This window comes from Vreelandella sp. L-25 (assembly GCF_056857535.1).
Map to the genome: position 1 here is coordinate 1 of NZ_JBSXNH010000016.1, position 23,051 is coordinate 23,051.

The following is a 23,051-nucleotide window of genomic DNA, read 5'->3' on the forward strand; positions in this document are numbered from 1 at the left end:
CTGTCGCATGCTGGGGGGCACAGCAAAGGTCAGGGCACTCATGATGCCGCCACACATGCCGATACAGTGCGCGCCTCCCAGCAAGCCGAAGACGAAGGCCGCCGCCAGCGGCGGCAGGCTCATGTCGGCGGGATTCATTTACGGGGCACCTTTGGAGCTACCCGCCGTATCACGGGAGGGGCTGATGGTGAAGGCCGCCGGAGGCGAACCGTACGGTGATACGATTTCGACCTGTTCGGGTGGATAGCAGAGTCCTTGGTCGGAACAGCCCTGAAAGGTCACCATGATGGCCAGCGGCCCGGTAACGGTATCGCTCGCCTCGATGGGCGCACTCACCAACACCTGATCGTAGAAAACGTTAATGTTCCCTAAAGACGCGTGCGACATTGGCTCGCCAGGCGGCAAAGCCAACTCACCGAAATTGATATCTTGAGAGAGACTCTCAATCGCGAACTGATGCCGGTGAAGGTAGTAATTTTCGGCGGCGGTGAAGCCGATATAAACTCGATCATCGTCTCGCCAGGTGGTGGTTCGGAAGGCTTCTTTAGCCGGTAGAAAGTCACGTTGGGGCGAACGGTTAAAGGGGGAACTTTTGTCACCAACCTCAAACATCTCTTCACGTGCCGCTACCGGGGTGACTATAAAGAGTGCCACCGTTAGAAAAGCGAAGACTTGTTTCATGAGTTTAACGCCGCCTTTGGCTTATCCATTGGCTGACCTCTGGACCAAGCGACCAGAGCAAAGCCCGCGACGATCATTGGTAGTGTCAGTAGCTGCCCCATGGTTAACCAGCCAAAAGCGATGAATCCCAACTGAGGGTCGGGGAGGCGCACGAACTCTACGATGAAACGGAAGGCTCCATACAGAAGCAGGAACAGCCCAGAGATGAGGCCCCGCTGACGTGGTCGGCGCGATAGCCACCACAGCACGGCAAACAACACGACACCTTCAAGGGCAAACTCGTAGAGAGCCGAAGGATGCCGTGGCTCTGGGCCCAGCTCCATCATGGATGGAAACACCATTGCCCAAGGTACATCACTAACTCTCCCCGGTAACTCGTGATTGATGAAGTTCCCGAGGCGACCCGCTCCCAGGCCGATGGGGACTAGCGGAGCAATGAAGTCGGTCAGTTGAATAAAAGCCAGTTGATGTTTGCGAGCAAACAGCCAGGCAGCCACTAACACACCGGCAAGGCCGCCATGAAAGCTCATGCCTCCTTCCCAGATTTTTAGTAACCAAAGGGGGTTGGCTTGCAGTTGTTCGAGCCCGTAAAACAGTGCATAGCCAAGGCGGCCGCCAACGATGATGCCGATGGCGGCGTAGAAGATCAGGTCGCCTATATCATCGTGGCTTAGGCCGAGTCGGTGGGCGCGACGCCGACCCAACCACCAAGCGGCCACTAGCCCGATGACATACATTAAGCCATACCAGTGAATCTGAAGAGGGCCTATGGCGATGGCGATCGGGTCGATTTGAGGGTATTGCAGCATATATCTTCCTTAATCAATCGTTACTGTTGGAGTCATCAACAAAAATTATTGCGTCTTAAGAGCCGTTTTATCGTTTCCACTTCTCGACTTCCTGGATGACTCGCTCAACATCTTCAGAAGTTATGTAACCTGTATGTTTGTAACGAATAGTGCCCTCGGTATCGACCAGATAGCTTTCGGGTGCGCCATAAACACCTAGCTCAAAACCTAGGTTACCCTCTGGATCAAAAATATTGACTTCAAAAGGATTCCCAAACTCGTCAAGAAACTCGAGTCCCTTTGCCTGGGTATCCTTGTAGTTGATGCCAACCAAGCGGACGCCTCGCGCGGCTAAGTCCAATAACTGCGGCATTTCATGCTTGCAAGTGGGGCACCACTCTCCCCAAACATTGACCAATGTCACCTTATCTTTAAAAAGAGATTCATCAACGACCCTTGAGGGGTCTTCCAGCGTCGTCAGGTTGAAGGCCGGAAACGGCTGAGCTAACAAGGGGGAATCTCTGGCGCTAGGATCCATTGATAAGCCCTGATAAAAGAAAAAGCTCAAACCAAAAAAGCCCAATAGGGGTAAAAATAGCAATGTCCGAGATTTCACGTATACGTCTCACAGGTAGTAGCGGGTAAGTGCCTGCTGAGCATTGTTAGTGCTTACGGAAGTTGATTTGGAGCACTAGGTTGCATCGGTCATGGCTTCCGAGCCCATAGGCGTTTCGCCAGCAGCGGCAGCAATGTGATGCCACTGATGAGGACCAGCGCGATCGTGAGACCACGGGAGTCGGCGGTAATTAGCACTTCGCCGAACTTGACGATCAGATACGCCGTGGGGATTACGCCGGCCAATGTGGCGATCAAAAAGCGCCAGAAGGACAGGGGTGTAATACCTGCCGCGTAGCTGATGGCATCAAACGAAATGAAGGGCACCAATCGGGATGCAAAAACGATGAGCATCAAGCCGGTTTGAGAGCGTTCCTTCCCCAGCCAGTTAAGGATGGGACGCGTACGCGACCAGCGTTGCATTACCTCATAGCCGAACAAACGAGCAATGCAGAAAGCGAGCAGAGCGCCGGCTTCGGCACCGATAACGACATAGGCCGTTCCCCAAACTGGGCCGTAGATCGCACCGGCCACCATGGCAATCGGACCACTGGGGATCGGGCTCATGACAATGGCCGTAATCATCATAAAGATGATGGCCAATGGCCCCCAGACGCCCAACCCATCAACCCATTCACGCAAGGCCTGCTTATCGGTCAAGACCGACAAGGCGCCGGTCTCCATCAGGATCCAATAGAGGGACGCCAAGCCCATCAGTAGAGAGAGCCCCAAAAAGAGCTTTTGCTTTACACTAAGCTTGGTTGCCATGTCCATCTCAGTTGTGGGGAGCAGGGAGACATGTCATCTCAGCCCTGTACCGTGATGGAGTATCATTCAACACCCAATATTTCGTGAAGCTGGTCGGTCGACACTGCACCATTGATACGCTGTACTTTCCCGGCTTCATCACGGTAGTAGCTGGTCGGCGTCCCTGTAGCACCGGCCTCGCGCATGATCTGGGCATGCTTTCTGAGCAGCGCTTGACTCTCCTCCGACGGCTCCACCGGTTTTATGCCGCCATTGCGAAATTCCAATTCATGGGTTTCGAGAGCGCTAGCCGGATTGTCGGCTTCAAGGATTGCGGCAGCTTTGCGAAGACTGTCCTCTGATAGCACGCCGACCAGCACGTGACGAAGCTGTAGTACGCCTTGCTCGATTAGCGGGCGTGAATTCTTCCAGAGTGCGTTGCAGTAGGGGCAGTTGGGGTCTGTTAGTGTGTAAACAATATGCGATGCATCATCATTCCCCTCCGAGATAAAACGAGTGTTTTCAAACGCACTCCAGGCAGCTTCCAGCATGGGTTCCAGCACCAGAGCCTGAAGCTGGCTTTCCATGACGGCATTGCCCTGGGGGTCGATTAACGTACCAATGACGGCATAGTCGGAAGAGGAAGAAATATAAGCCGCCATAGGCTCATTATCATAAGATAAGGCATAGCCTTGTAGATCGTCAGGCGCCTCGAAGGTGCCATGGAAGGTGAACCCTTGATCCACCAACACGGTAATCGTCTTGGGCAAGGGAGACTCAGTATTAGCGGCAATGCCGGCCTGATGACTCTCATTGGCATCGGTTCCTGCTTCCTGCGCCAACGCAGGCAACGTAATAAGACCTAACAGACCTGCAGCGGCTAGGTAATAAGTAGAATGTAGGATATGCCTCATGAATGCTCTCTTTATCAATTACTGTTTTTCCAAGGGATTAGGTCGATCACATTTACTGGCTGGTTTTAGTGCTTCTTATTAAAAAACAGGTACTTGATAAGCGCAGCAACGCCAAGCCCCAGTGCAATAATCAACAAGATCGCTATTAGGCCCATCCCCGCCATACCCCACATGCAACTATCACTTCCCATCATTTTGAATTCCTCTTTAACACTACGGTGTTTGGTTTAGACGCGATGAACAGCCTCGTTTGGACGTGGTGTGGCATCGCCGGTATTAGGCGTAAAACGGCGTAGCCGCAACGAGTTAGTCAGCACAAAGACACTGGAAACACTCATGGCAGCCGCCGCCAGCATGGGGCTGAGCAATACGCCGATGAACGGATAGAGCATGCCCGCCGCCACGGGGATTAGCGCTACGTTGTAGCCATAGGCCCAGACGAAATTGCTGATAATGGTCCGGTGGGTACGCTTGGAGAGCGCCGTGGCATTGACGATGCCTCGCAAATCGCCACTCATCAGCACCACATCGCCGGACTCGATGGCGATATCGGTGCCAGTACCGATCGCAATGCCCACGTCGGCCTGGGCCAAAGCGGGTGCATCGTTGATCCCGTCCCCCACAAAAGCGACACGCTTGCCCTCCGCCTGGAGACGCCGGATCTCTGCCGCTTTCTGGTCGGGCAGCACCTCAGCGAGAACCTGCTGGATGCCAACCTGTCGGGCGATAGCATCGGCAGTGGCACGGTTATCGCCGGTGAGCATGGCCACCTCCAACCCTTGCGCTTTGAGTGCTGCGATGGCCTCGGCAGAGCCCTCCTTAAGTGGATCCGCCACCGCGATGACTGCAGCAAGCTGGCCGTCTACCGCGGCATAGAGCGGGCTCTTGGCGTTCTCGGCAAACACCTTGGCGCGTGTTTCTGCCTGGCCGAGCTCGATTTCCAGCCGACGCATGTAACGATCAGCTCCCACATGTACCAAGTGGCCGTCGACCTCGGCTTCAATGCCGTAGCCTGGCTCGGCACTAAAGCGACTGACAGGGGGTAATTCCAGCCCACGGGTCTTGGCGCCCTGCACAATAGCCTCAGCGATGGGGTGCTCGCTTTGAGCTTCCACCGCCGCGACCAGTCGCAGCACGTCGTTTTCATGACCGTTAATAGCTTCGAAATCAGTCAGTTCGGGGCGTCCTTGGGTCAAAGTGCCGGTCTTGTCCAGCACCACCGTATTCATCTTGGCCAGCGTCTCAAGCGCCGCCCCTTTACGAAATAGCACTCCCATCTCGGCCCCTTTCCCGGTACTGACCATGATGGCCGTTGGGGTGGCTAGGCCCATCGCACAGGGGCAGGCAATTAGCAGTACGCTAACGGTAGTGACGAAAGCAAACGACAAAGACGGCGCCGGTCCGAAAGCGAACCAGAGTGCAAAGGTCATCGTGGCGATAGCGATGACTACGGGAACAAATACACCAGCAACCTTGTCGGCCAACTGCTGGATGGGGGGCTTCTCCGCTTGGGCCGTTTCCACCATCTTGACGATCTGCGACAAGACAGTGTCGGCACCGACTCGCGTGGCCCGAAAGGTAAGTGCACCGTTCTTGTTGATAGTGCCACCGACGACTTCGGAATCCTTCTGTTTGACGACCGGCACTGGCTCACCGCTGATCATCGACTCATCAACGTAGGAGTGGCCCTCCTCAACGATGCCATCTACTGGAACACGCTCCCCTGGGCGAACCAAAATACGATCGCCCGTGACGACGGCGTCGATAGGCAGCTCGACGGTTTCATCTTCGCGGATGACGCGGGCAGTTTTCGCCTGTAATTGCAGAAGCTTCTTGATAGCCTCGGAGGTGCGGCCCTTGGCAATGTGTTCAAAATAGCGACCGAGCAGAATTAGCGTCACGATGACCGCCGCCGCTTCGAAATAGCTCACGGCGGTTCCGACGGGGAAGAGCGCGGGCATTAGCAGGGCGGCGACCGAATAAAAATAGGCAGCGCTCGATCCGATCATAACGAGGCTATTCATGCCAGGATTAAAATGCCGGAGTTCGGCGAAGCCAGTACGATAGAAGCGTGCCCCGGCATAGAACTGCACCGGTGTGGCCAACAACCACTCAACGCCCATCCAGCCGCGATGCGGCATTAGACTCGTTAACAGCGCGTCAAAAGTGGGAATCATTTTCCCCATGGCGATGATGACTACCGGAATCGTAAATATTGCCGCGAGCACGACTCGACGGCGAAGCTCGGCTCTTTCCCGATCCTCGCTGTCCGTTGGTGGCGGCGTATCGGTATCCTGCGGTTCATAGCCTGCTTCGCGGATGGCATGCTGAATACGCGTTAACGAAACGGCTCCTGGCAGGAAACGAACGAAGGCCTTCTGGGTAGCAAGGTTAACACTCACTTCCACCATGCCGGGCAGCTTCGTTAGCGTTCGCTCTATCCGAGAGACACAAGATCCGCAACTCATGCCGGTAACAGGAATCTCGATACTTTCCACTACCGGTTGATAGCCCGCTGTTTCAATGGCGTCGAGTAGGCTAGTGGTCGTGGTAACTGCTTCGACCTGGATAGCCGCCTTCTGGGTGGCGAGGTTCACTTGAGCGTTGATCACGCCTGGCTGCTGGCTGAGTGCACGTTCCACACGTCCAACACAGGAAGCACAGGACATACCACGAATCTCGATATCGACGTTTTGCGCCATAATGAAGATCTCCTGTTATTTATTGACGACCCGATATGCGAGCTTGATTCCCCATGTTCGCTGTCGAGAAAGTGCTGATCATTCAGCCTGCTCAGCGATAGCTTCAACAATCGGGCAGCCTTCCTGCATAGGCCCTTCGCCTGCACACTCGCTCAGTGTTTTCGATAATACGGCTTCAATCCGCGTGAGGTGCTTGATCTGCTCGCGCACCTTGTGCAGCTTCTCCCCGGCGATGCGTTTAGCTTGCGCCCGGTCGCCATTAGCATCCTGAAGCATTAGCAGCTCCCGAATCTCTTGCAGCGTGAAGCCCCACTGCTTGGCATGGACGATAAACTGCAACCGATCCACAGCTTCCAGTGGGTAACGCCGATAGTTGGCATCGGTCCTCCTCGGAGGAGGCATAAGTTTCTCTTTTTCGTAGAATCGAATCGCCTGGCTAGCGACCCCGCTTCGTTCGGCAAGCTCGCCGATACTTAGTGTTTGCATAGCGTTACCTCACGACATTATTAATCTAAGCTTCTGGCAGCCTGACTCAACGAATCTACCGGTCGGGGCTCCTATTGCTCCGGTTGGCGCACGACCCTAAGGTAGGGCGTCTTGGTGTTCCAGCCTTCGGGAAAGTGTTGCCTAGCGTCATCATTCGATAGCGATGGCGAGATGATGACATCGTCACCATTTTGCCAGTCAACGGGGGTGGCCACTTTGTGCTTGTCAGTTAGCTGAAGCGAATCGAGAACCCGCAGTATCTCGTCGACATTACGTCCTGTGCTGGGTGGATACGTCAAAGTGAGACGAATTTTCTTGTCAGAATCGATGATGAAGACCGTACGCACCGTCAGTTTGGGGTCGGCTTTGGGATGGATCATTCCATAAAGCTTCGCTACCACCTGATCTTCGTCAGCCAGCAAGGGGTAGTTCAGGGCCGTGCCCTGAGTCTGTTCAATATCCCCCGCCCAGTCGTGGTGAGAGCTGAGGGGATCCACCGAAACCCCAACCAGTTTGGCACCCCGCTGGGTGAATTCGTTCTTTCGCTTGGCAAACGCGCCCAGTTCTGTGGTGCATACTGGCGTAAAATCAGCGGGGTGCGAGAACAGCACCGCCCAGCTGTCGTCAAGCCATTGGTGAAAGTTGACCGTGCCTTGCGTGGATTCGATCGTGAAGTTTGGTGCTGTCTCGCCCAGTTGTAGCGCCATGGAAATGTCCTCATGTCATTCATTGAGTAGCCACCATAACTTTGAAGTCAACTTTAAGGTCAAGCTTGATGTGTAATATTTGCAATTCGATAGGAGACAAATAATTTGTCAATAAAGGTTGACCTTAAAGCAGCTGTAAGCCTTAAAATTCTTACGGCGTTAAAATGGATATGATAGGAGGTAGCACCATGGGATTGGTATCAATACCCTTGTTGGCCGTCTCCATAACTTAAGTTGCGATAACACATTGGAATCTCTCTCTTCCATCGGCTTGGTCGGCGCCTTTATCGGCGGATTGGTCTCCTTCTTCTCGCCCTGCACGCTGCCCCTGTTACCGGCCTACCTGTCGGTGGTCACAGGCGGTAGTGCCGGTAAAGCCGACAGGCGGTTAGAGGCATTGACCCTCAGTGCCTTCTTCGTCTTCGGCTTCAGCATCGTGTTCATCCTACTCGGGCTCGGCGCCAGTAGTATCGGGCAACTGATGCGAGGGTATCGCCAAGAATTCAACTGGGTTGCCGGCTCGGCGGTGATCGTGCTGGGCCTCTTCATGACCGGCGTGTTCCGATTGCCGCTTTTCCAGCGTACCTTTCAGTTCACCCCCAATGTCCAGGGTGGCTCTCCGCTTTCGGCTACTGTGTTCGGGGTATCTTTTGCCATCGGCTGGACGCCCTGTATCGGCCCCATCCTGGGCGCCATCTTGATGGCCACGTCCAATGCTGCTAGTGCCCAGGCTGGAATGATATATCTCAGTGCCTACTCGGCAGGACTGGCGCTACCTTTTCTTGCCAGCACTTTACTGATTAACCGATTCGCTCTGCATCGGCAAAGCCTAGGAAGGTGGAGCGCCTATGCTCGCCCCGTGGCGGGCACGGTTGTGATCCTGATGGGCATCGCCATCGTCTCGGGTACCATGACGCGGCTTTCCAGTATCATGGTCGACCTTTTTCCCTCCCTGGCGACCCTGGGGTAGCCAGGCCGTCAGAGAAGTAGAGATTAATTTTCATACTGACTCCTTAGGAAGCTTATTAGGCTGAGCTAGTCTCCTAAAAGGAGATTATTTTTATAAAGCTTAGAACTTGATTCCTCTCATTATTAATTTAGTTTTCTCACCTACTTACTTTAATTAGGGGCTTCGTGGCGAGCTAACTTCCAGGCGCAGCGAATGCTGCAGTATTTTTTGAAAAACATTTACTATAGTAGGCCTTCCTGAATCTTAACTGAATAATAAAAAATTATTGGCAAGTAGCGCACAGCTACCTTTTTAACTTTATATTTCGTGAGTAGTTACCTGATTACCTTTCCTTGATTTTTCTTTTAGGTTGTTCTAGCTTTATTATGCCAAGCAAGAGCTATGGTGAATAAAATCTGATTTAATAAATGGAGAATCGAGATGAATTTTGGAAAATATGAGAATTGCATTGAAGCTTGTCACGTATGTGCAGCGTATTGTGACAAGTGTGCAACTGAGTGCCTAAAAGAAGACGACGTAAAAATGATGGCGGAATGTATTCGCCTTAAAATGCAATGTGCTCAAATTTGCCGGTTAGCCGCTTCATTCATGGCACAAGAAAGCGAGTTTGCGCACGAGATCTGCCGTCTATGTGCCGACATTTGTAAAAAGTGTGGTGATGAGTGTGCAAAACATGATGCAACCCATTGTCAAGAGTGTGCTCAAGCTTGTCATCGCTGCGCTGAAGAATGTGCCGCAATGGCCAGCTAAGCTTCAAACCAGCCGGGGCAAGCGCTCCGGCTCGACGTGAACTTCTATGGAGAAATTCATTTGCTTTAACTCAGGCTTTCAAATTATTGAGGTAATTATTTTGAAATAAACTCTAGTAGAAGCAAGCCTACTGCGAGCCTCTTTTAAGGAAACACTGCATAAATACGACCGTTGCTGCCTAAGTGCCACCGGCAGGGCAAAATACAGTTTTCCACTACCCGCCAGAGTTCTCGATGAAACAGATCTCGTTTGCTCAGGCTGAGCACCAGAACAATAAGAAGGTCACCCGCCGGGAAGTGTTCCCGACGCGACCCGGGAAGTGTTCCCGACGCGACTGATCTTTCTTATTCAGTTTAGTGACAGTGGTATTGTGGGTCGCCTGTTCGATCAGGCCCCACATGAAGTGACGAAGACCATAAAAAAGCTTGGGCATACGCCCAAGCAATCGATCAAAACAGCTTCTCTGCTATGCTACTAACTCACCCTAGAAACTATACTGGGCAGCCACCATCACACGGCTCGCATCTTCTTCACGGCCATCGGCCAACTCCGTTTCGAAATAGCCGTACTCAATTCCGTACATCAAGCGTTCGTTGGGAGTCCACATCAGATTAAGAAATGTATTCTTGTTCTTTCTACCTGCATTCCCACCTACGGTAGGGTCGCCCAATTTGACATCGGTATAGCCATGGGACGCGTTCAGTGAATAGTGTGGTGATATTTGATAAGAAAGACCAAGGGCTCCGCTATCGCCAGATAGCGTTTGCAGCTTACCGTTGGTATCGACGTAGGCATCGGCACCGTTGAAGTAATCGCCAGACAGATAGAGGTAACTGTTCGCCCCCTCGCTGGCGTTCACGATCGCTCTCAAGGTCACCGGTCCGGCATGGTAGGCACCTGCGGCGAAGGCCCCATAGCCCATTTCCGTATCCTTCTCGCTGCCGGTATCGTACTTCAGCTGCCGGGCGATGCCGGCGATTGAGTAGGAAAAGTCACCCATACTATCTTCATAGCGCAGGCTCAACGCGGGCATCGATGATACGGCATCGTCATTATCTGGCAAGGAGGCGTCTTCAGGTAAGGAACCATCGATGTTCTCCGCCAGCTGTGCTTTTGGATCTTCCGCAGCTATCGAGAATCCTCCAATGGTGTAGCGCAACTGGGCAAGGCGCGTACCATAGCCACCATAGCTTCCCGCCGTGCTAAAGAAATCCAGTGTGGGCGTGGCGGCGACGAAGGTGTTGTAATTCGACCAGGTCTGCCCGGCAAGGATGCCATTCCAGGACCCATAGGCATGCCGTAGTCTGAAGCGCGTATTGTCATCGTTGTAGGACCAGAAGTCCCCTTCGATAACGGTGTCTAGCGTGCTCCCCTCGACAGGCGTGCTGGTTCGAAAGCCAATGCGGCTCTGGGTGGCGGATATCTGAAACTGATCACCGACCTTACCTTCCGACCTTTCGACTTCTCCAAAGTAACCTTCGTTTGCCGATCCGGCATCCCGATCGAAGTTGTAAGCCATGTTCAGCCTGGCGTAGCCATAAAGACTCACGGTGGTCTCTCCCGATTGGATTTCCAGGGCCGAAACATACGTCGAGCCGATTGCCAAGGCCATAACCGTCATGCTGACCAAGGGAATCTTCTTGTTATTCCACATGATGACACCTCTTTATGAATTGTCTTGTTTTTACGCCGATTGCGGCACTATAAAGTTAGCGAAGAGTTATTGTCAAATCTGGTGTATGACCATCAGGCGGCGTCTCTGCCAGTTTGATCATCCACCTGCTCTCCATCCCGAAACTGGACGTTGTCCACGACCAGCTTCAGTTGGTCGAACCCCTTGATCCGCTTCCAGCGTTTTTGGGCGGATTGGAGTAATTTGAACACCATCGATAAGGTGGTGTCGCGAGAGCCGCAGGATCGGCTCTGCTTGGTTCTTAACCGCACGGTGGCGAAGGTGGATTCAATCGGATTGGTGGTCCGCAAGTGAATCCAGTGAATGGCCGGGAAATCGTAGAAGGCCAACAGCTCGTCCCGGTCCTTCTCAAGGTTTTCCATGGCCTTCGGGTACTTGTCCTGAAACCGCTTCAACGTGCTGTCAAAGGCCTTGTGTGCGCTGTCACGGGTCTCCGCCAGATAGATCTCGTGCAAGGCTGACTTCACTTTCGGTTGTACTGACTTGGGCAGCTTGTCCAGTACGTTAGCGGTCTTGTGCACCCAGCACCGCTGGTGCCGGGTTTCCGGAAACACCTTGCTCAGCGCTTTCCAGAAGCCCAGAGCCCCGTCGCCTACGGCCAGCTTGGGCGCATGATCCAGGCCACGTTCCCGCAAGCCAGTGAGCAGCTCACGCCAGCTGGCTTCAGACTCCCGGTGGCCATCTTCAACAGCCACCAGCTCCTTGTGGCCGTGCTCAGTGACCCCAATGATCACCAGCAGGCAGAGCCGGTCATCCAGGCGGACATTGCTGTAGACACCGTCCGCCCACCAGTAAACGTAGCGCTTCTGGCCCAGGTCACGGTGACACCACTCCTCGTGCTCCTTCAGCCACTGGGCCTTGAGCCGGGTCACCGTATTGGCGGACAACCCCTTGGCCTGCTCACCGACCAAGGCGTTCAGAGCCTCCTGAAAGTCGCCAGAGGAGACCCCTCGCAGGTAGAGCCAAGGGATGAGCTCATCCAGACTCCGAGCCCGCTTCAAGTACGGCGGCAGGAGCTGGCTGTTAAAGCGAATGCCGGAGCCGCTGCGGTCTCTGACCTTGGGCACCTGAACGTCAACATCCCCAACGCCTGTCTGGATTGTGCGCTTGGGTAGGTGTCCGTTGCGCACCACAGCTTGGCGCCCATCAGGTGTTGAAACATCGGCATACTGGTTCAGCAAGCCCTGAAGCTCCGACTCGACCGCCTTGGCAATCAGGTCACGGGCACCCTGACGGATCAGCTCGTGCAATGGGTCGGTGGTGGCCACCTCTGGTTGTGAAAGAGCGTGCAGGTTAGACTTGGACATGGCGTATCATTCCTCTGTTGGTTGTGATCTTGGCGGTGATCAACCAACAGGATACGCCACCCCTTCAGCCTGCTTCCATACACCAGAAATCACCATAGCTCGTTAGCGAAAATTCCTGAATTAAAGCTGAATTTGTTTGCCGAGATACTAGTTTTTCATAAAAAAGGTCAGCTCATGGCTGACCTTCTTAATTCATGTCAAGACTAAAGGATATCAATAGGCGACATGTAGTTCATAATAATGGTTATCATCACTGCCTCCCCTTGATCTTCCTGTTACCTCAAGCTGATAATTGCCCGGTTGCAGCTGACGAACAAGTTCGAAGTGCCCCCGTGGGCTGGAAGCTTCTGCTACCTTCTGTCCCGCCTCATTATAAAGAACAGCTGAAATGCGGTTGCCAGTGCTGGTAAATCCTGGAAAGTGCTCACTCACTACTTTCAGTGTAGTCGCTTGTTCAATGTTAATATTGAAACGCTTAGGTTGCCCCTGGGCAAGCATCTGTGTAGAAGATACGCCTCTTTCTAGTAAGGGAAGATTCTGTGTTGTATTGCCTAAGCTCGCTAATACAGGTGTAGAGAGGATACTTGCTACTACTGCACTAAAAACAATTGCTTTAATTTTCATGGTGGTTTACTCCGCTGGTTATTTACAATTTAATAATAACCTTAGAGTATGAGTTGAAGCTGAATTTAGTGGTTTATTAGCAAAAAAAAACGCCACCTTTCGGTGGCGCAAGTTATAGAGTGCTTAACGATTTAAAATATTAACCTGACACCTGCCACCACGCCGGTATCTTCGGTATTATTCCCGCCAGCACGAGAAAGGTCAGCGGTATCGCCATACTCTTTTTCCCAGTAAGCGCCCACGTAAGGCGCAAAGCGTCTGGTCACTTCGTAGCCCAGGCGCATGCCGACACGCACTGAGTTAAGGCCCTTACCCACACCAAACTCCTTAACTTCGCTGGCAGCTACGGCAATTTCGGTACGCGGCTGTAGGTAGAGCCGCTGCGTCAGGCGCAGATCGTACTCGCTTTCCAGGCTGGCGGAGATATCGCCTTCATCGCTTATCATCAAGTCGAGATCGGTCTCGAAGCGATAGGGGGCGAGCCCCAATAGGCTGATGACGCCGAAATAGCGTTCGGGATAGTCATTCGTAGCGATACCGCCCTGATAACCGATGCCGCCCTGAAGTTCCCAGAAGTCGGCAATCAAACGACTATAAAGCAGGTTGAGGGACTCGAATTCTGCATCTTCGCCATCGCCCTGGACGTTTTGGCCTTCGCCTTCCACGTATAGGCGATTGAAATCACCGCCATACCAGGCCTGGAAATCCCAGACCAAGGCATCCCCCCCCTTGTCGGGCGAAGCATATTCCAAGCGATCGACCCGTACCGTGGTCATCGGGTACTCCACGACCGGTGACGGCCAGCCGGCCGGGGCGTCATAGCCGTCTTCGGCTTGAGCAGTCGTGGCGGCGGCCATGCCGAGGGCGGCGCTGGCGAGGGTTAAGTAGTGCTTGGTTTTCATACTGCCTCCTTAAGAAACCTGAACAACGCGGAACATGCCGGCATCCATGTGATAGAGAAGGTGGCAGTGGAACGCCCAACTGCCCTCTGCATCTGCGGTGATCAACGCAGATACGCGCTCGCCGGGCTTCACATTTAGGGTGTGTTTGCGTGGTATCAATTCCCCTTGGCCGTTTTCCAGCTCCATCCACATGCCGTGGAGGTGGATAGGATGCTCCATCATGGTGTCGTTAATCAGAATTAGGCGCAGCCGCTCGTCTTTCACAAAATGAATAGGGCCCGTCACTTCGCTAAACTTCTTACCGTCGAACGACCATATATAACGCTGCATATTGCCGGTCAGGTGCAGCTCAAGCTCACGGCCTGGCTCACGGCGATCAGGCCATGGTGTGATCGCTTTGAGATCCCGGTAGACTAATATGCGTCGTTCGTCGGGGTCGATGCCGATGCCCGCCTGGTCGTAGCGAGAGCCGGGCTGGGCTTCACCAGCGAGAAGCAAACCGTTTGCGCCTATTTTGGCCTGCTCGGCTGCCATGCCTCCCATAGTAGAGTGATCCATGCCTTGCATGTTGGACATACCGGAGTGATCCATCCCAGCCATGCTGGAATGATCCATCCCCGACATGTTGGACATGCCAGAGTGATCCATCCCCGCCATGTTGGAGTGATCCATACCGCCCATACCGTGGGCACCCATGGCTTCCATGCCGCGGTCGGCAATTTGGCGGCGCTTGGGAATCTCCGCCTGCATGCCTTCACGCGGGGCTAGCGTGGCGCGAGCGTAGCCACTCCGATCTATGGCTTCGGCGAAGATGGTATAGGCTCGATCATCTTCTGGTGAAACAAGCACATCGTACGTTTCCGCCACGCCAATACGGAACTCATCAACAGGCACGGGTTGCACTGGCTGGCCATCGGCAGCAACGACGGTCATCTTCAAACCAGGTATACGTACATCAAAGTATGACATCGCCGACCCGTTAATCACGCGTAGTCGTACCCGCTCACCAGCCTTGAACAGCGCATTCCAGTTTTCTTGGGGGGAGTGACCGTTAAGCAGGTAGGTATAAGTACTGCCGGTCACATCGGCAATATCCCGAGAACTCATGCGCATTTTGGCCCACATGCCGCGCATCTCGGCAGTTTGTGAGAAACCCTTTTCGCGAACATCGGCGAAAAAATCAGCAATCGTGCGCTCTTGGAAGTTGTAATAGCCATCTATCATGGATTTCAGATTACGGAACACCGACATGGGATCTTCAAAGGTCCAGTCGGTGAGCAGCAATACGTGCTCACGGTCGTAGCGGATGGGTTCGCGCTCGGCGGCGTCAATTATCAACGGCCCGGCGTGGCCGAGCTGTTCCTGCAAGCCGGAGTGGCTGTGGTACCAGTAGGTACCGTTCTGACGGACGGGAAAACGGTAGGTAAAGGTTTCACCAGGGGCGATACCTGCAAAGCTAACGCCAGGCACACCATCCATTTCCGGCGGTAGAATAAGACCATGCCAGTGGATGGAGGTGGGCTCGTCCAGCAGGTTGGTGACACGCAGTACTGCGTCTTGACCTTCTTTCAAACGAATCAGCGGGGCAGGACTGGTACCGTTAATGGTAATTGGTTGGGCTTCTTGTCCGTCAATAGGCAACGATTCACGGCGGATCGCCAGCGATACCTCGGGCCCTTCTTCAACGCCCTGAGCATAGACGTTGGTACGGCCCCAGGGGTTTGCCCAGGCGGGGGTTAATCCCATTGCCGCAGCGGAACCTATTCCTAGGGCAGCGCCGCCTTTTAGGACCTGCCGGCGAGAAAGCGGGTGAGAAATGATGCTTGAGCGTGCCATGTGTAACTCCCGTCAATGATGAATGGCACCATCTTGATGGAAGAAGCTGAATCAAAGCTGAATAGTGATTAATTAATCACTTCAACTGCAAGAGGCAACGTAACCGTAACGCGCAGTCCACCCAGTGGACTACGCTCAAAGCGCGAGTGCCCTGAGTAGCGGGCAATTAACTGCGCAAGAATCGACAGGCCTAAGCCGTAGCCGGGACGGCGTTCATCCAATCGTGTGCCACGCTCTCCCAAGCGCGAAAGATCTTCTTCTGCAACGCCGAAACCGTCATCATCAGTGGTGAGCGTGAGTGTGGTAGTGGAGACGGCAATATCGCAATTAATGCACCTATTCGACCATTTGCCAGCGTTATCGAGCACGATGCCTAATATTTCAGAAAAGTCGTGAGCCTCAATAGGCACTTGGTCTTTCTCGTGTGCCGAGTGGGTAAGGTTGAAAATGCGCTCAGGGTAAAGACTACGGAACATCTCGATGAGCCGTGAACTATCTCGCGTGACGTTCGCCATTCGACCCGCGTTAGGCCCTGCAATACGCGAACGACGCAGCTCTGCAGCTAACTGAGCGTTAATATCTTCAATACGACTGAGCAGTTTATGCCGTCGGTTTTCATCAATGGGCCGATTGCCGCGCAGTACTTGGGTAATTGCTGCCAGCGGGGTTTTTAATGCGTGTGATAGGTTGGCGACCGATTCTCGCGAGCGCTTCAGACGAAGATCAATGTCGTCCATGAACCAGTTCAACTGGTCGACTAATTCATCTAGCTCCGAAGGGGCTACTAATGACAAGCGATCACGTTTGCCTGATCGCAATGCTTCAAGTTGTTGGCGCAGTTGCCAGAGTGGTATGAGTCCACGGTTAACCGCTAGCATGTTGAGCATGATGAGCATCCCTAAAAGCACGGCGGCGATCCCACCAACCCACCAGTGCAAAGTTGCAAGCCCTGCTTCTACTTGGGAAAAATCCTCGCCCACCAATAGCACACCCTGCGTGCCCTGCCACTCAAAATGGCGGCGATAGACGAGCATGTGCTGTGTTCCGCGATTCACATCTATTAGGGCATCGCCGCTCTCATCTAGCAACGGAGCCAGCTGTTGCTGCCATTGCGGGTCAGAAGCGCTGACTAAGCCATTGAAACGGAGTACGTAGAGATGATGAAAGACTTGATAGCCTTGGCTAACCGAGTCGAGCGCAGTCGGTACAGCCGTTTGGTCTTGCTCTAGCTCTAGCTGCGCGACCGCGTGGTTTGCTTCACGTTGTAAGCGTTCACCTAAAAAATCCCTTGCCAGGCTCTGTAAAAAGATCCCGTGCAATAGCCACGTGGTGACCACCACCAGTAGCGCGACGCCGCCTAACCATGCGAGTAGCCGAATGCGTAAACTGCGTCTATCAATGTGAAGCAAAGAAATACCCCTGACCACGTCGCGTTTGAATGACTGATTTACCGAGATAACGGCGCAGACGAGCGATGTAGACTTCCACCAAGTTAGGCGCGGCAGCGTCCTGCTCCAAGGCGTAGAGCTGCTCTAGTAGCTGATCTTTCGAGTGAATACGGTCTGGATGAAGCATTAAGTAGCGCAGTAATCGAAACTCCGTTGCTGTTAGCGAACGCCACGTTTCACCTTCTAAGCACACTCGTTGACCCGCTTCATCCAACGAAATGCCGTTAAGCGTGATCACTTGAGATAACTGACCAGACTGCCTGCGTAGCAAGGCCTTCAGGCGAGCCATAAGTTCGGCTTCGTGGAAAGGCTTGGTGAGATAGTCATCGGCTCCGGTTTCAAGTCCGATAACTTTATCTTCCCAGGTATCGCGGGCCGTCAGGATCAAAATAGGCGTGTCGCGTTTTTGCCTGCGCCACTGGGCGAGCAGATCCAGCCCTGAGCCGTCGGGCAAACCGACATCTAAGATCGCCAGTTCATAATGCTCGGTTGCCATCAGCGACTTGGCCGCTTTCAAGGAAGCGGCCAAATCAACCAGGTAACCGTTGTCTTTGAGACTCTCTGCCAAGCTTTCCGCTAGCAAGTCATCATCTTCAAGTAGCAACAGTTTCATGGATATACGTCAGATTAGAGAGAAAAATTGCCGTACATGCCGGATTCATAATGACCAGGAATGTTACAGGCATACTCTAGCTCGTTAACATTGTCAGGGACACTCCATAATAAAGTCCCGGTTTCACCAGGCGCAATGGTGACACCTGCCATGTCCATGCTGGCCATATCGTGACCATCGCCGTTTGACATATTGGACATATCGTGGCCTTCACCGTGTGCCATATTTGACATGTCATGGCCTCCGCCATTGGCCATGTTTAGCATCATCTGGCGATGTTCTTCTTGGGCTTCTTTGCTACCAATCACAAATTCATGCTCTAAATTGCCGGTGTTGGTGATTTCAAATTTAACCACCTCCCCAGCCGCCAGTTCTAGCTCTTCAGGGTCGAACCACATATCGCCAGCCTCAAGGCTGATCGTGCGGTCAACGTCAGCCTCGGTTAGGCCATTGTCACCACTGCCTTGGCCGGGCGAAGCCCATGCCGCACTCGTTATCAAACTGAGTGAAAGGGCAAACAAAGACGTTGTTAAGGAGATGTTGCGCATGGTCATTTACCTCAGAGGTTATTGTCACTTGTTCTTTATACGGCGTTAACCTGAAACGAGCCTGAACCTAACGTAAAAATATGGCCTGCTACCCAAAAGCATTTCTAACATGATGATGGATCCTGCCCCCCCTGATTAGAGTCAACGCTGCAGCAATGACTTTTCGTCTTGTTGGTGCAATTGCCTATGGCAGCCTCCGCCTAAACCTCAGCAAAAACCCGCGTGAACCCTCGCCCACTCGGGCGGGGAGGTAAGCGGGGGCCGCACAAGCGGCCCTATTCTGGTGTCTTCTGTCCCTGCACATAAGCCTTGAGCGTCTCGATAGTGGCTCCGCCTGCGCTACAAGCGAAATACGATCTCGACCACAGCACGGCGCTCTTGCTGAGGCGCGGAATATGGGCATTCAAGAACCGCACCCGTCGGGACGACGTGGATTTCAAATTGTTGACCAGCACACTGATCGACAGCCTCGGCGGATATTCCACGAGCAGGTGAACATGGTCTTCTTCACCATCGAACTCAAGGATGCGGCAGTCGAGTTTTTCGCAAGCTGATTCAAATGCCTCTCGGAGCTGCCCTATCATGTAGCCGTCGAACACTTTGCGCCGATACTTCGTCGTAAAAACAAGGTGGACGACTAGCCGAGTGACGCTATGCCGCCCTCGCCGATAACTTTCATACACACTCACTTTACATTCCTCGTTATAGTCCTTAATCTCTGGCTATTATAGCAGTGAGCACTGACATGCTGAAGGCCACCAAGGTACGCATCTATCCCACGACCGAGCAGGCGGAGTTCCTGAACCGCCAGTTCGGTGCGGTACGTTTCTGCTACAACACCGGCCTTCGCATCATGTCGCATCGCTACAAGCGTCACGGGCAGTCGCTGAGCGCCAAGCACGACATCAAGAAGCTGCTGCCGGTGGCCAAGAAATCGCGCAAGTACGGCTGGCTGAAAGAGGCGGATTCCATGGCGCTCCAGCAGTCTTGCATCAACCTTGATCATGCCTTCCAGCGCTTCTTCGACCCCAAGCAGAAGGCCGGCTATCCGCGCTTCAAGAGCAAGCGGGGCAAGCAGTCCAGCTATCACTGCGTCGGCGTCAAGGCCGGCGACAACTGGATCAAGGTGCCCAAACTGGGGCCGATCAAGGCCAAAGTTCACCGGCCTGTTGACGGCAAGCTCAAGAGCATCACGCTGTCGCGCACGGTCACCGGCAAGCACTACGCCTCGCTGCTCTTTGATACCGACCAGGCGACCCCCGTGCCGACCATGGACGTTGATACCTCTCGCGTCGTCGGACTGGACATGGGACTATCCCATCTTGCTATCGACTCAAATGGCCGCAAGGTCGCCAATCCGCGCTTCCTCAAGCAGGCGCAGAAGAACCTCAAGCGCAAACAGCAGGCATTGTCACGCACGAAGAAGGGCAGCGCCCGCCGGGCCAAGGCACGGTTACTCGTCGCCAAGGCGTATGAGCGGGTCGCCAATGCCCGCAACGACTTCCAGCACAAGCTCTCTCGACAGATCGTTGACGATAATCAAGCGGTGATCGTCGAGACGCTGAAGGTCCGCAACATGATGAAAAACACCTGCCTCGCCAAGCACATCGGCGATGCGTCCTGGCATGCCTTGATGACCAAGCTGGACTACAAGGCCAGGGAGCAGGGCAAGCATCTGGTCAAGATTGACCCGTGGTTTGCCAGCTCCAAGACCTGCCATGTCTGCCAGCACAAGATGGACGCCATGCCGTTGAACGTCCGGTCGTGGGAGTGCCCCGCCTGCCACACACAGCACGACCGGGACATCAACGCGGCGCTGAACATCAAGCATCAAGGCATTATCGAGCTGAAGGCGGAAGGGCTGTCCGTCTCTGCCCATGGAGGCTTGCGTAAGTCCGGCACATCGTCGGCAGCTGCCTGAGAAGTGGGAAGCCTCGCCCGTGGCGCGTCAGCGCTTAGGGCGGGGAGCAGTCACCGTAAGGCCCATAAGAAGGAGACCGTTAATTTCGAGCTCTGGAACGGCTCAACAAGGTGGTTGACCTGTTAGTCACCCATTCGGTGATGTCACCCTTGTCAGCACCGCCGTGATCAGCAGGATAACCACGACCAGCACCATCTCCAGTGCAATACTTCTCTGTAACCGTCCTGGGGCTGTTGCGTCGCCGCTCTCAAAGGCCGGCACAAGCCGCCACTTGTTCGCGGCAGCAAATAACAGTAGCGCCGCCACAATCAATACCTTGCCGATCAAGAACTGTCCATATGCCGTGGTGAGCAGTGGCGTGAGACCGCCCGTTAGCAGCGTGGCCAAAGTGACGCCCGCCAGTACCAACACGCCAACTCCGCCCATGGCGATTTTCCCGAAACGGGTCAGAATGTGGGCGGTATTGTCCTGGTTGTGACCCCGTCCTACTAAATGGAACAGCGGCCAAAGCGAGGCCACCCAAAATGCTGCCGCCATCAGGTGAACGATCAGCAAGCCAGCCAGAACGAGGCGTGGGGTGTTTACTGTATGCCCCACCTGCACGAATGCCAGCATCACCAATAAAACGCCTACTAGGCTCACGCTGTTGGCTGTTTTCGAGAGCGCTAAGTTATTAAGCTGAATCGCCTGAACCAGCAGCAAGCCAGCTACCGCCAGCATTAGCCGGCCCCCGGACGCACCCTCAAACACGATTCCGAGCAGCATTGGGTTGGTTGCAGCAGCGATATTGCCGCCCCCAAGGTAACCAGCTTCTAAAGGCCACTGGAACAGAATCAGAATGACCCCCGCCCAGGCAGCAAAGACGCCCATGCGGGCGACGCGCCTCCGGTCGTGATCAGGGAGTCGGGGAAACGCTAGACGAAACAACACGGCCCCCGTCGCGACTAGGGCACTAAGGTAAACCCCAGCCGCCACGAGAATCATCGCGACGGTCCAGACGTCGAGGCTATTTACGGAGAACCACCAGGCCACGGGTCAGGGCTCGACCGAGAAGTTAAAACCGTCGGACATCATGTGCCCGTCATCCGATAGGCCACGCCAGCGCACCTGGTAATCCCCAGCCGAAAGAGTGTCACTGGGCTTTACGAAGTAGCGATCGACCTGTTCACTGCCTGGCTGACCATCAAGAGGAACGGGGCCGTTTGGGCCTGTCACTTCAAACTGGGTGATGCGCATCATGCCACCAAACTCGATGCCAATCTCTGCTGGGGAATCCTGAATGGTGACGCCATCCTTAGGCGAAGTGCTTGCGGCCCCTTCATGGGCCAACACTGGGCTTGCGAGCGACAGCAACAGCGTTGCTAAGGTAGCGTGAATAATAGGGAGCGAAGTCGTCTTCTTTTGCATACCGTATCCTTATGTTTTTCAGGGTTGAATGGATATTGTTACTTCATCGCGGAGGCGCTAAAACTGATTCGGTTGAGCCTTCTTACATCGTTCATTTTCCCTGTTTGGCGAACAAGGCGCATGGCGTCGTATGAATCTTCAAAGAAATGTGTAGGTGTTATAGCGTGCCAACCTGAAGCAGGGCTGAAAATGGCGGAAAAAATGATCTGTGACAACACTTAGGTATTGGGATCGGTTTCTCCTTTACCTTTGGGCCACCTATAGGTTGTAGGCTTATAACGAAAGCTAACTCCGCCTTCTTCCATTTTTAATGGATAAGGCGATGTCTCGATCAGCAACATGATGAGGGGAAATATCATGGTTAAGCACAGGATGAACTTTGCCATTGGTCGGGCTGCAATCCTCAGTATCTTAAGTAGCGCCATCTTCGCTCAAGGCATAAACCAGGAGTGATGGCATGATGAACGCGGAATGTTTTGCTTTTATGGGATCAATGGGGTGGTTAGGCTGGTTGATGCCCCTGGCCATGCTGTTATTAATTGGCTTGGCGATCGCTTCGCTGGCCAAGTACCTCTTCAGTCGTTCACGCTAAGGAGTTGAAAATAATGCAACATATGAGCACCAAGCTTTTACTCTCTGGTTCCATGCTGCTTGGGGCGGTCTCCGCCCAGGCGGCGTTACCGCCAGAGGCAACATTGTATAAAAACCCCCAGTGCGGCTGCTGTGACGCTTATGCACGCCATCTTGAAGAGCTCGGCGTAGAAGTGACGATTATTGACGATGTAGAGCTGGGTGATATTAAGCAGCAGGCAGGCGTGCCCTATGGCCTGGGTTCATGCCATACCATTGAGATGGGCGAGTATTGGATCGAAGGCCACGTTCCAATGGAAGCCGTGCAGGCGCTGTTTGAGGAACAACCCGATATTGACGGTATCGGTTTGGCGGGTATGCCCATTGGCACACCGGGTATGCCGGGGCCACAAGAAAGCCCTTACAATGTGTACACGTTTACAGGCCAGGAAGATGAGCCATTTATGACCCTTTAGTAGGGTGATAAAAGCTCGCCTGCTGTCTGCACGCCGTTCTAACGGACTCTTGTAGTACAGCAGGCGCATTCAAGTCATACATTACCCTGAATCCGTGAGACCGGCCCCAGGAAACACTTCTAACCCACTGACCTGCATGGCAATATAGCCATTATCGCCATTCACCCAGACAGTGCCATGCCCAACATAAAGTTCCGCGCCAGTCGCCGCACCCTCACCAGCCACGCCGGGCTGTCCATCATCGGGCAATGCTTCGAGATCGCTGGCGTCGACAGCATCGACAGCCGCTTCCCCACCACGCTGGGCATGCGCACCAGTGACGTGATCAAGAGCTACCTGGGCCTGC

25 protein-coding genes and 1 pseudogene are annotated in these 23,051 nt (G+C 53.9%); 6 read left to right on the forward strand and 20 right to left on the reverse strand.

What is annotated here, in order from left to right; translation table 11 throughout:
- The 9 genes from AC13CN_RS00670 to AC13CN_RS00710 all read right to left on the reverse strand — a co-directional run.
- On the reverse strand, positions 1-138 hold a 138-nt coding region (locus AC13CN_RS00670; RefSeq protein WP_483052948.1), incomplete at its 3' end, for an urease accessory protein UreH domain-containing protein.
- Entirely contained in the window at positions 139-681 is a 543-nt protein-coding gene (locus tag AC13CN_RS00675) for a protein-disulfide reductase DsbD domain-containing protein (RefSeq protein ID WP_074211538.1), read from the reverse strand.
- Entirely contained in the window at positions 678-1,490 is an 813-nt protein-coding gene (gene lgt, locus AC13CN_RS00680) for a prolipoprotein diacylglyceryl transferase (RefSeq protein WP_008958484.1), read from the reverse strand. Before lgt ends, AC13CN_RS00675 begins: the two co-directional genes overlap by 4 nt.
- Before the next feature lie 67 nt (positions 1,491-1,557).
- On the reverse strand, positions 1,558-2,085 hold the full coding sequence (locus AC13CN_RS00685) for a DsbE family thiol:disulfide interchange protein (RefSeq protein ID WP_035586998.1): 528 nt from the start codon (positions 2,083-2,085) through the stop codon (positions 1,558-1,560).
- An 89-nt stretch (positions 2,086-2,174) separates the two neighbouring features.
- Entirely contained in the window at positions 2,175-2,852 is a 678-nt protein-coding gene (locus AC13CN_RS00690) for a TVP38/TMEM64 family protein (protein WP_044630736.1), read from the reverse strand.
- Between the two features lie 62 nt (positions 2,853-2,914).
- Positions 2,915-3,745 (reverse strand): thiol:disulfide interchange protein DsbG, encoded by an 831-nt coding sequence (gene dsbG / locus AC13CN_RS00695; RefSeq protein ID WP_253557949.1) that lies wholly within the window; start codon positions 3,743-3,745, stop codon positions 2,915-2,917.
- 227 nt (positions 3,746-3,972) lie between these two features.
- Positions 3,973-6,447, reverse strand: coding sequence for a heavy metal translocating P-type ATPase (locus tag AC13CN_RS00700; RefSeq protein WP_253557952.1), 2,475 nt, complete (start codon positions 6,445-6,447; stop codon positions 3,973-3,975).
- A gap of 78 nt (positions 6,448-6,525) precedes the next feature.
- Positions 6,526-6,933: a heavy metal-responsive transcriptional regulator gene (locus AC13CN_RS00705; protein ID WP_058579630.1), complete on the reverse strand. Its 408-nt coding sequence runs from the start codon at positions 6,931-6,933 to the stop codon at positions 6,526-6,528.
- 71 nt (positions 6,934-7,004) lie between these two features.
- The gene (locus AC13CN_RS00710) at positions 7,005-7,640 is read right to left on the reverse strand and encodes a peroxiredoxin (protein ID WP_008958491.1); all 636 of its coding nucleotides are present in this window, start codon (positions 7,638-7,640) and stop codon (positions 7,005-7,007) included.
- 247 nt (positions 7,641-7,887) lie between these two features.
- Here AC13CN_RS00710 and AC13CN_RS00715 point away from each other — a divergent pair, with 247 nt between their 5' ends.
- Positions 7,888-8,610 carry a cytochrome c biogenesis CcdA family protein gene (locus AC13CN_RS00715; protein WP_022522193.1) on the forward strand — a complete coding sequence of 241 codons (723 nt, stop codon included), beginning with the start codon at positions 7,888-7,890 and terminating at the stop codon, positions 8,608-8,610.
- Between the two features lie 420 nt (positions 8,611-9,030).
- Entirely contained in the window at positions 9,031-9,360 is a 330-nt protein-coding gene (locus tag AC13CN_RS00720) for a four-helix bundle copper-binding protein (protein WP_074211541.1), read from the forward strand.
- 484 nt (positions 9,361-9,844) lie between these two features.
- Here AC13CN_RS00720 and AC13CN_RS00725 read toward each other — a convergent pair whose 3' ends face one another.
- The 9 genes from AC13CN_RS00725 to tnpA form a co-directional block, all read right to left on the reverse strand.
- On the reverse strand, positions 9,845-11,014 hold the full coding sequence (locus AC13CN_RS00725; protein ID WP_062374710.1) for a DcaP family trimeric outer membrane transporter: 1,170 nt from the start codon (positions 11,012-11,014) through the stop codon (positions 9,845-9,847).
- Positions 11,015-11,106: 92 nt separating this feature from the next.
- Entirely contained in the window at positions 11,107-12,360 is a 1,254-nt protein-coding gene (locus AC13CN_RS00730; protein WP_062374709.1) for an IS256 family transposase, read from the reverse strand.
- 213 nt (positions 12,361-12,573) lie between these two features.
- The gene (locus tag AC13CN_RS00735; RefSeq protein ID WP_128082418.1) at positions 12,574-12,984 is read right to left on the reverse strand and encodes a hypothetical protein; all 411 of its coding nucleotides are present in this window, start codon (positions 12,982-12,984) and stop codon (positions 12,574-12,576) included.
- Positions 12,985-13,115: 131 nt separating this feature from the next.
- Positions 13,116-13,886, reverse strand: a complete 771-nt coding sequence (locus AC13CN_RS00740; protein WP_058577553.1) for a copper resistance protein B — start codon at positions 13,884-13,886, stop codon at positions 13,116-13,118.
- A 9-nt stretch (positions 13,887-13,895) separates the two neighbouring features.
- Positions 13,896-15,722: a copper resistance system multicopper oxidase gene (locus tag AC13CN_RS00745; protein ID WP_273424327.1), complete on the reverse strand. Its 1,827-nt coding sequence runs from the start codon at positions 15,720-15,722 to the stop codon at positions 13,896-13,898.
- A gap of 68 nt (positions 15,723-15,790) precedes the next feature.
- A complete protein-coding gene (locus AC13CN_RS00750; RefSeq protein ID WP_228219893.1) occupies positions 15,791-17,131 on the reverse strand; it encodes a sensor histidine kinase in 1,341 nt (446 codons plus the stop codon).
- On the reverse strand, positions 17,118-17,783 hold the full coding sequence (locus AC13CN_RS00755) for a response regulator transcription factor (protein ID WP_228219894.1): 666 nt from the start codon (positions 17,781-17,783) through the stop codon (positions 17,118-17,120). The genes AC13CN_RS00750 and AC13CN_RS00755 overlap by 14 nt, the downstream gene beginning before the upstream one ends.
- A gap of 14 nt (positions 17,784-17,797) precedes the next feature.
- The gene (locus AC13CN_RS00760) at positions 17,798-18,331 is read right to left on the reverse strand and encodes a cupredoxin domain-containing protein (protein WP_062362926.1); all 534 of its coding nucleotides are present in this window, start codon (positions 18,329-18,331) and stop codon (positions 17,798-17,800) included.
- 275 nt (positions 18,332-18,606) lie between these two features.
- Positions 18,607-19,014: an IS200/IS605 family transposase gene (gene tnpA, locus AC13CN_RS00765; protein WP_371858625.1), complete on the reverse strand. Its 408-nt coding sequence runs from the start codon at positions 19,012-19,014 to the stop codon at positions 18,607-18,609.
- A 62-nt stretch (positions 19,015-19,076) separates the two neighbouring features.
- Between tnpA and AC13CN_RS00770 the strand changes: the two genes are divergently transcribed.
- Positions 19,077-20,252, forward strand: a complete 1,176-nt coding sequence (locus tag AC13CN_RS00770; protein ID WP_054641839.1) for an RNA-guided endonuclease InsQ/TnpB family protein — start codon at positions 19,077-19,079, stop codon at positions 20,250-20,252.
- Between the two features lie 126 nt (positions 20,253-20,378).
- On the opposite strand, the gene AC13CN_RS00775 is transcribed toward AC13CN_RS00770, so the two are convergent.
- Together AC13CN_RS00775 and AC13CN_RS00780 are read right to left on the reverse strand one after the other, a co-directional pair.
- Positions 20,379-21,284 (reverse strand): copper resistance D family protein, encoded by a 906-nt coding sequence (locus tag AC13CN_RS00775; RefSeq protein WP_058577232.1) that lies wholly within the window; start codon positions 21,282-21,284, stop codon positions 20,379-20,381.
- Between the two features lie 3 nt (positions 21,285-21,287).
- On the reverse strand, positions 21,288-21,659 hold the full coding sequence (locus AC13CN_RS00780; RefSeq protein WP_228219994.1) for a copper resistance CopC family protein: 372 nt from the start codon (positions 21,657-21,659) through the stop codon (positions 21,288-21,290).
- Positions 21,660-22,116: 457 nt separating this feature from the next.
- Here AC13CN_RS00780 and AC13CN_RS00785 point away from each other — a divergent pair, with 457 nt between their 5' ends.
- The 3 genes and pseudogenes from AC13CN_RS00785 to AC13CN_RS00795 form a co-directional block, all read left to right on the forward strand.
- Entirely contained in the window at positions 22,117-22,251 is a 135-nt protein-coding gene (locus AC13CN_RS00785; RefSeq protein WP_008957443.1) for a hypothetical protein, read from the forward strand.
- A 13-nt stretch (positions 22,252-22,264) separates the two neighbouring features.
- A complete protein-coding gene (locus tag AC13CN_RS00790) occupies positions 22,265-22,705 on the forward strand; it encodes a DUF411 domain-containing protein (RefSeq protein WP_008957442.1) in 441 nt (146 codons plus the stop codon).
- A gap of 177 nt (positions 22,706-22,882) precedes the next feature.
- Positions 22,883-23,051, forward strand: a pseudogene (locus tag AC13CN_RS00795) (IS1380 family transposase); the annotation flags it as partial.

Coding starts and splice junctions, on each gene's coding strand:
- AC13CN_RS00675 (WP_074211538.1), bottom strand. CDS start 681: ATGAAACAAGTCTTCGCTTTTCTAACGGTGGCACTCTTTATAGTCACC.
- lgt (WP_008958484.1), bottom strand. CDS start 1,490: ATGCTGCAATACCCTCAAATCGACCCGATCGCCATCGCCATAGGCCCT.
- AC13CN_RS00690 (WP_044630736.1), bottom strand. CDS start 2,852: ATGGCAACCAAGCTTAGTGTAAAGCAAAAGCTCTTTTTGGGGCTCTCT.
- dsbG (WP_253557949.1), bottom strand. CDS start 3,745: ATGAGGCATATCCTACATTCTACTTATTACCTAGCCGCTGCAGGTCTG.
- AC13CN_RS00700 (WP_253557952.1), bottom strand. CDS start 6,447: ATGGCGCAAAACGTCGATATCGAGATTCGTGGTATGTCCTGTGCTTCC.
- AC13CN_RS00705 (WP_058579630.1), bottom strand. CDS start 6,933: ATGCAAACACTAAGTATCGGCGAGCTTGCCGAACGAAGCGGGGTCGCT.
- AC13CN_RS00710 (WP_008958491.1), bottom strand. CDS start 7,640: ATGGCGCTACAACTGGGCGAGACAGCACCAAACTTCACGATCGAATCC.
- AC13CN_RS00720 (WP_074211541.1), top strand. CDS start 9,031: ATGAATTTTGGAAAATATGAGAATTGCATTGAAGCTTGTCACGTATGT.
- AC13CN_RS00725 (WP_062374710.1), bottom strand. CDS start 11,014: ATGTGGAATAACAAGAAGATTCCCTTGGTCAGCATGACGGTTATGGCC.
- AC13CN_RS00730 (WP_062374709.1), bottom strand. CDS start 12,360: ATGTCCAAGTCTAACCTGCACGCTCTTTCACAACCAGAGGTGGCCACC.
- AC13CN_RS00735 (WP_128082418.1), bottom strand. CDS start 12,984: ATGAAAATTAAAGCAATTGTTTTTAGTGCAGTAGTAGCAAGTATCCTC.
- AC13CN_RS00740 (WP_058577553.1), bottom strand. CDS start 13,886: ATGAAAACCAAGCACTACTTAACCCTCGCCAGCGCCGCCCTCGGCATG.
- AC13CN_RS00745 (WP_273424327.1), bottom strand. CDS start 15,722: ATGGCACGCTCAAGCATCATTTCTCACCCGCTTTCTCGCCGGCAGGTC.
- AC13CN_RS00755 (WP_228219894.1), bottom strand. CDS start 17,783: ATGAAACTGTTGCTACTTGAAGATGATGACTTGCTAGCGGAAAGCTTG.
- AC13CN_RS00760 (WP_062362926.1), bottom strand. CDS start 18,331: ATGCGCAACATCTCCTTAACAACGTCTTTGTTTGCCCTTTCACTCAGT.
- AC13CN_RS00770 (WP_054641839.1), top strand. CDS start 19,077: ATGCTGAAGGCCACCAAGGTACGCATCTATCCCACGACCGAGCAGGCG.
- AC13CN_RS00780 (WP_228219994.1), bottom strand. CDS start 21,659: ATGCAAAAGAAGACGACTTCGCTCCCTATTATTCACGCTACCTTAGCA.
- AC13CN_RS00785 (WP_008957443.1), top strand. CDS start 22,117: ATGATGAACGCGGAATGTTTTGCTTTTATGGGATCAATGGGGTGGTTA.
- AC13CN_RS00790 (WP_008957442.1), top strand. CDS start 22,265: ATGCAACATATGAGCACCAAGCTTTTACTCTCTGGTTCCATGCTGCTT.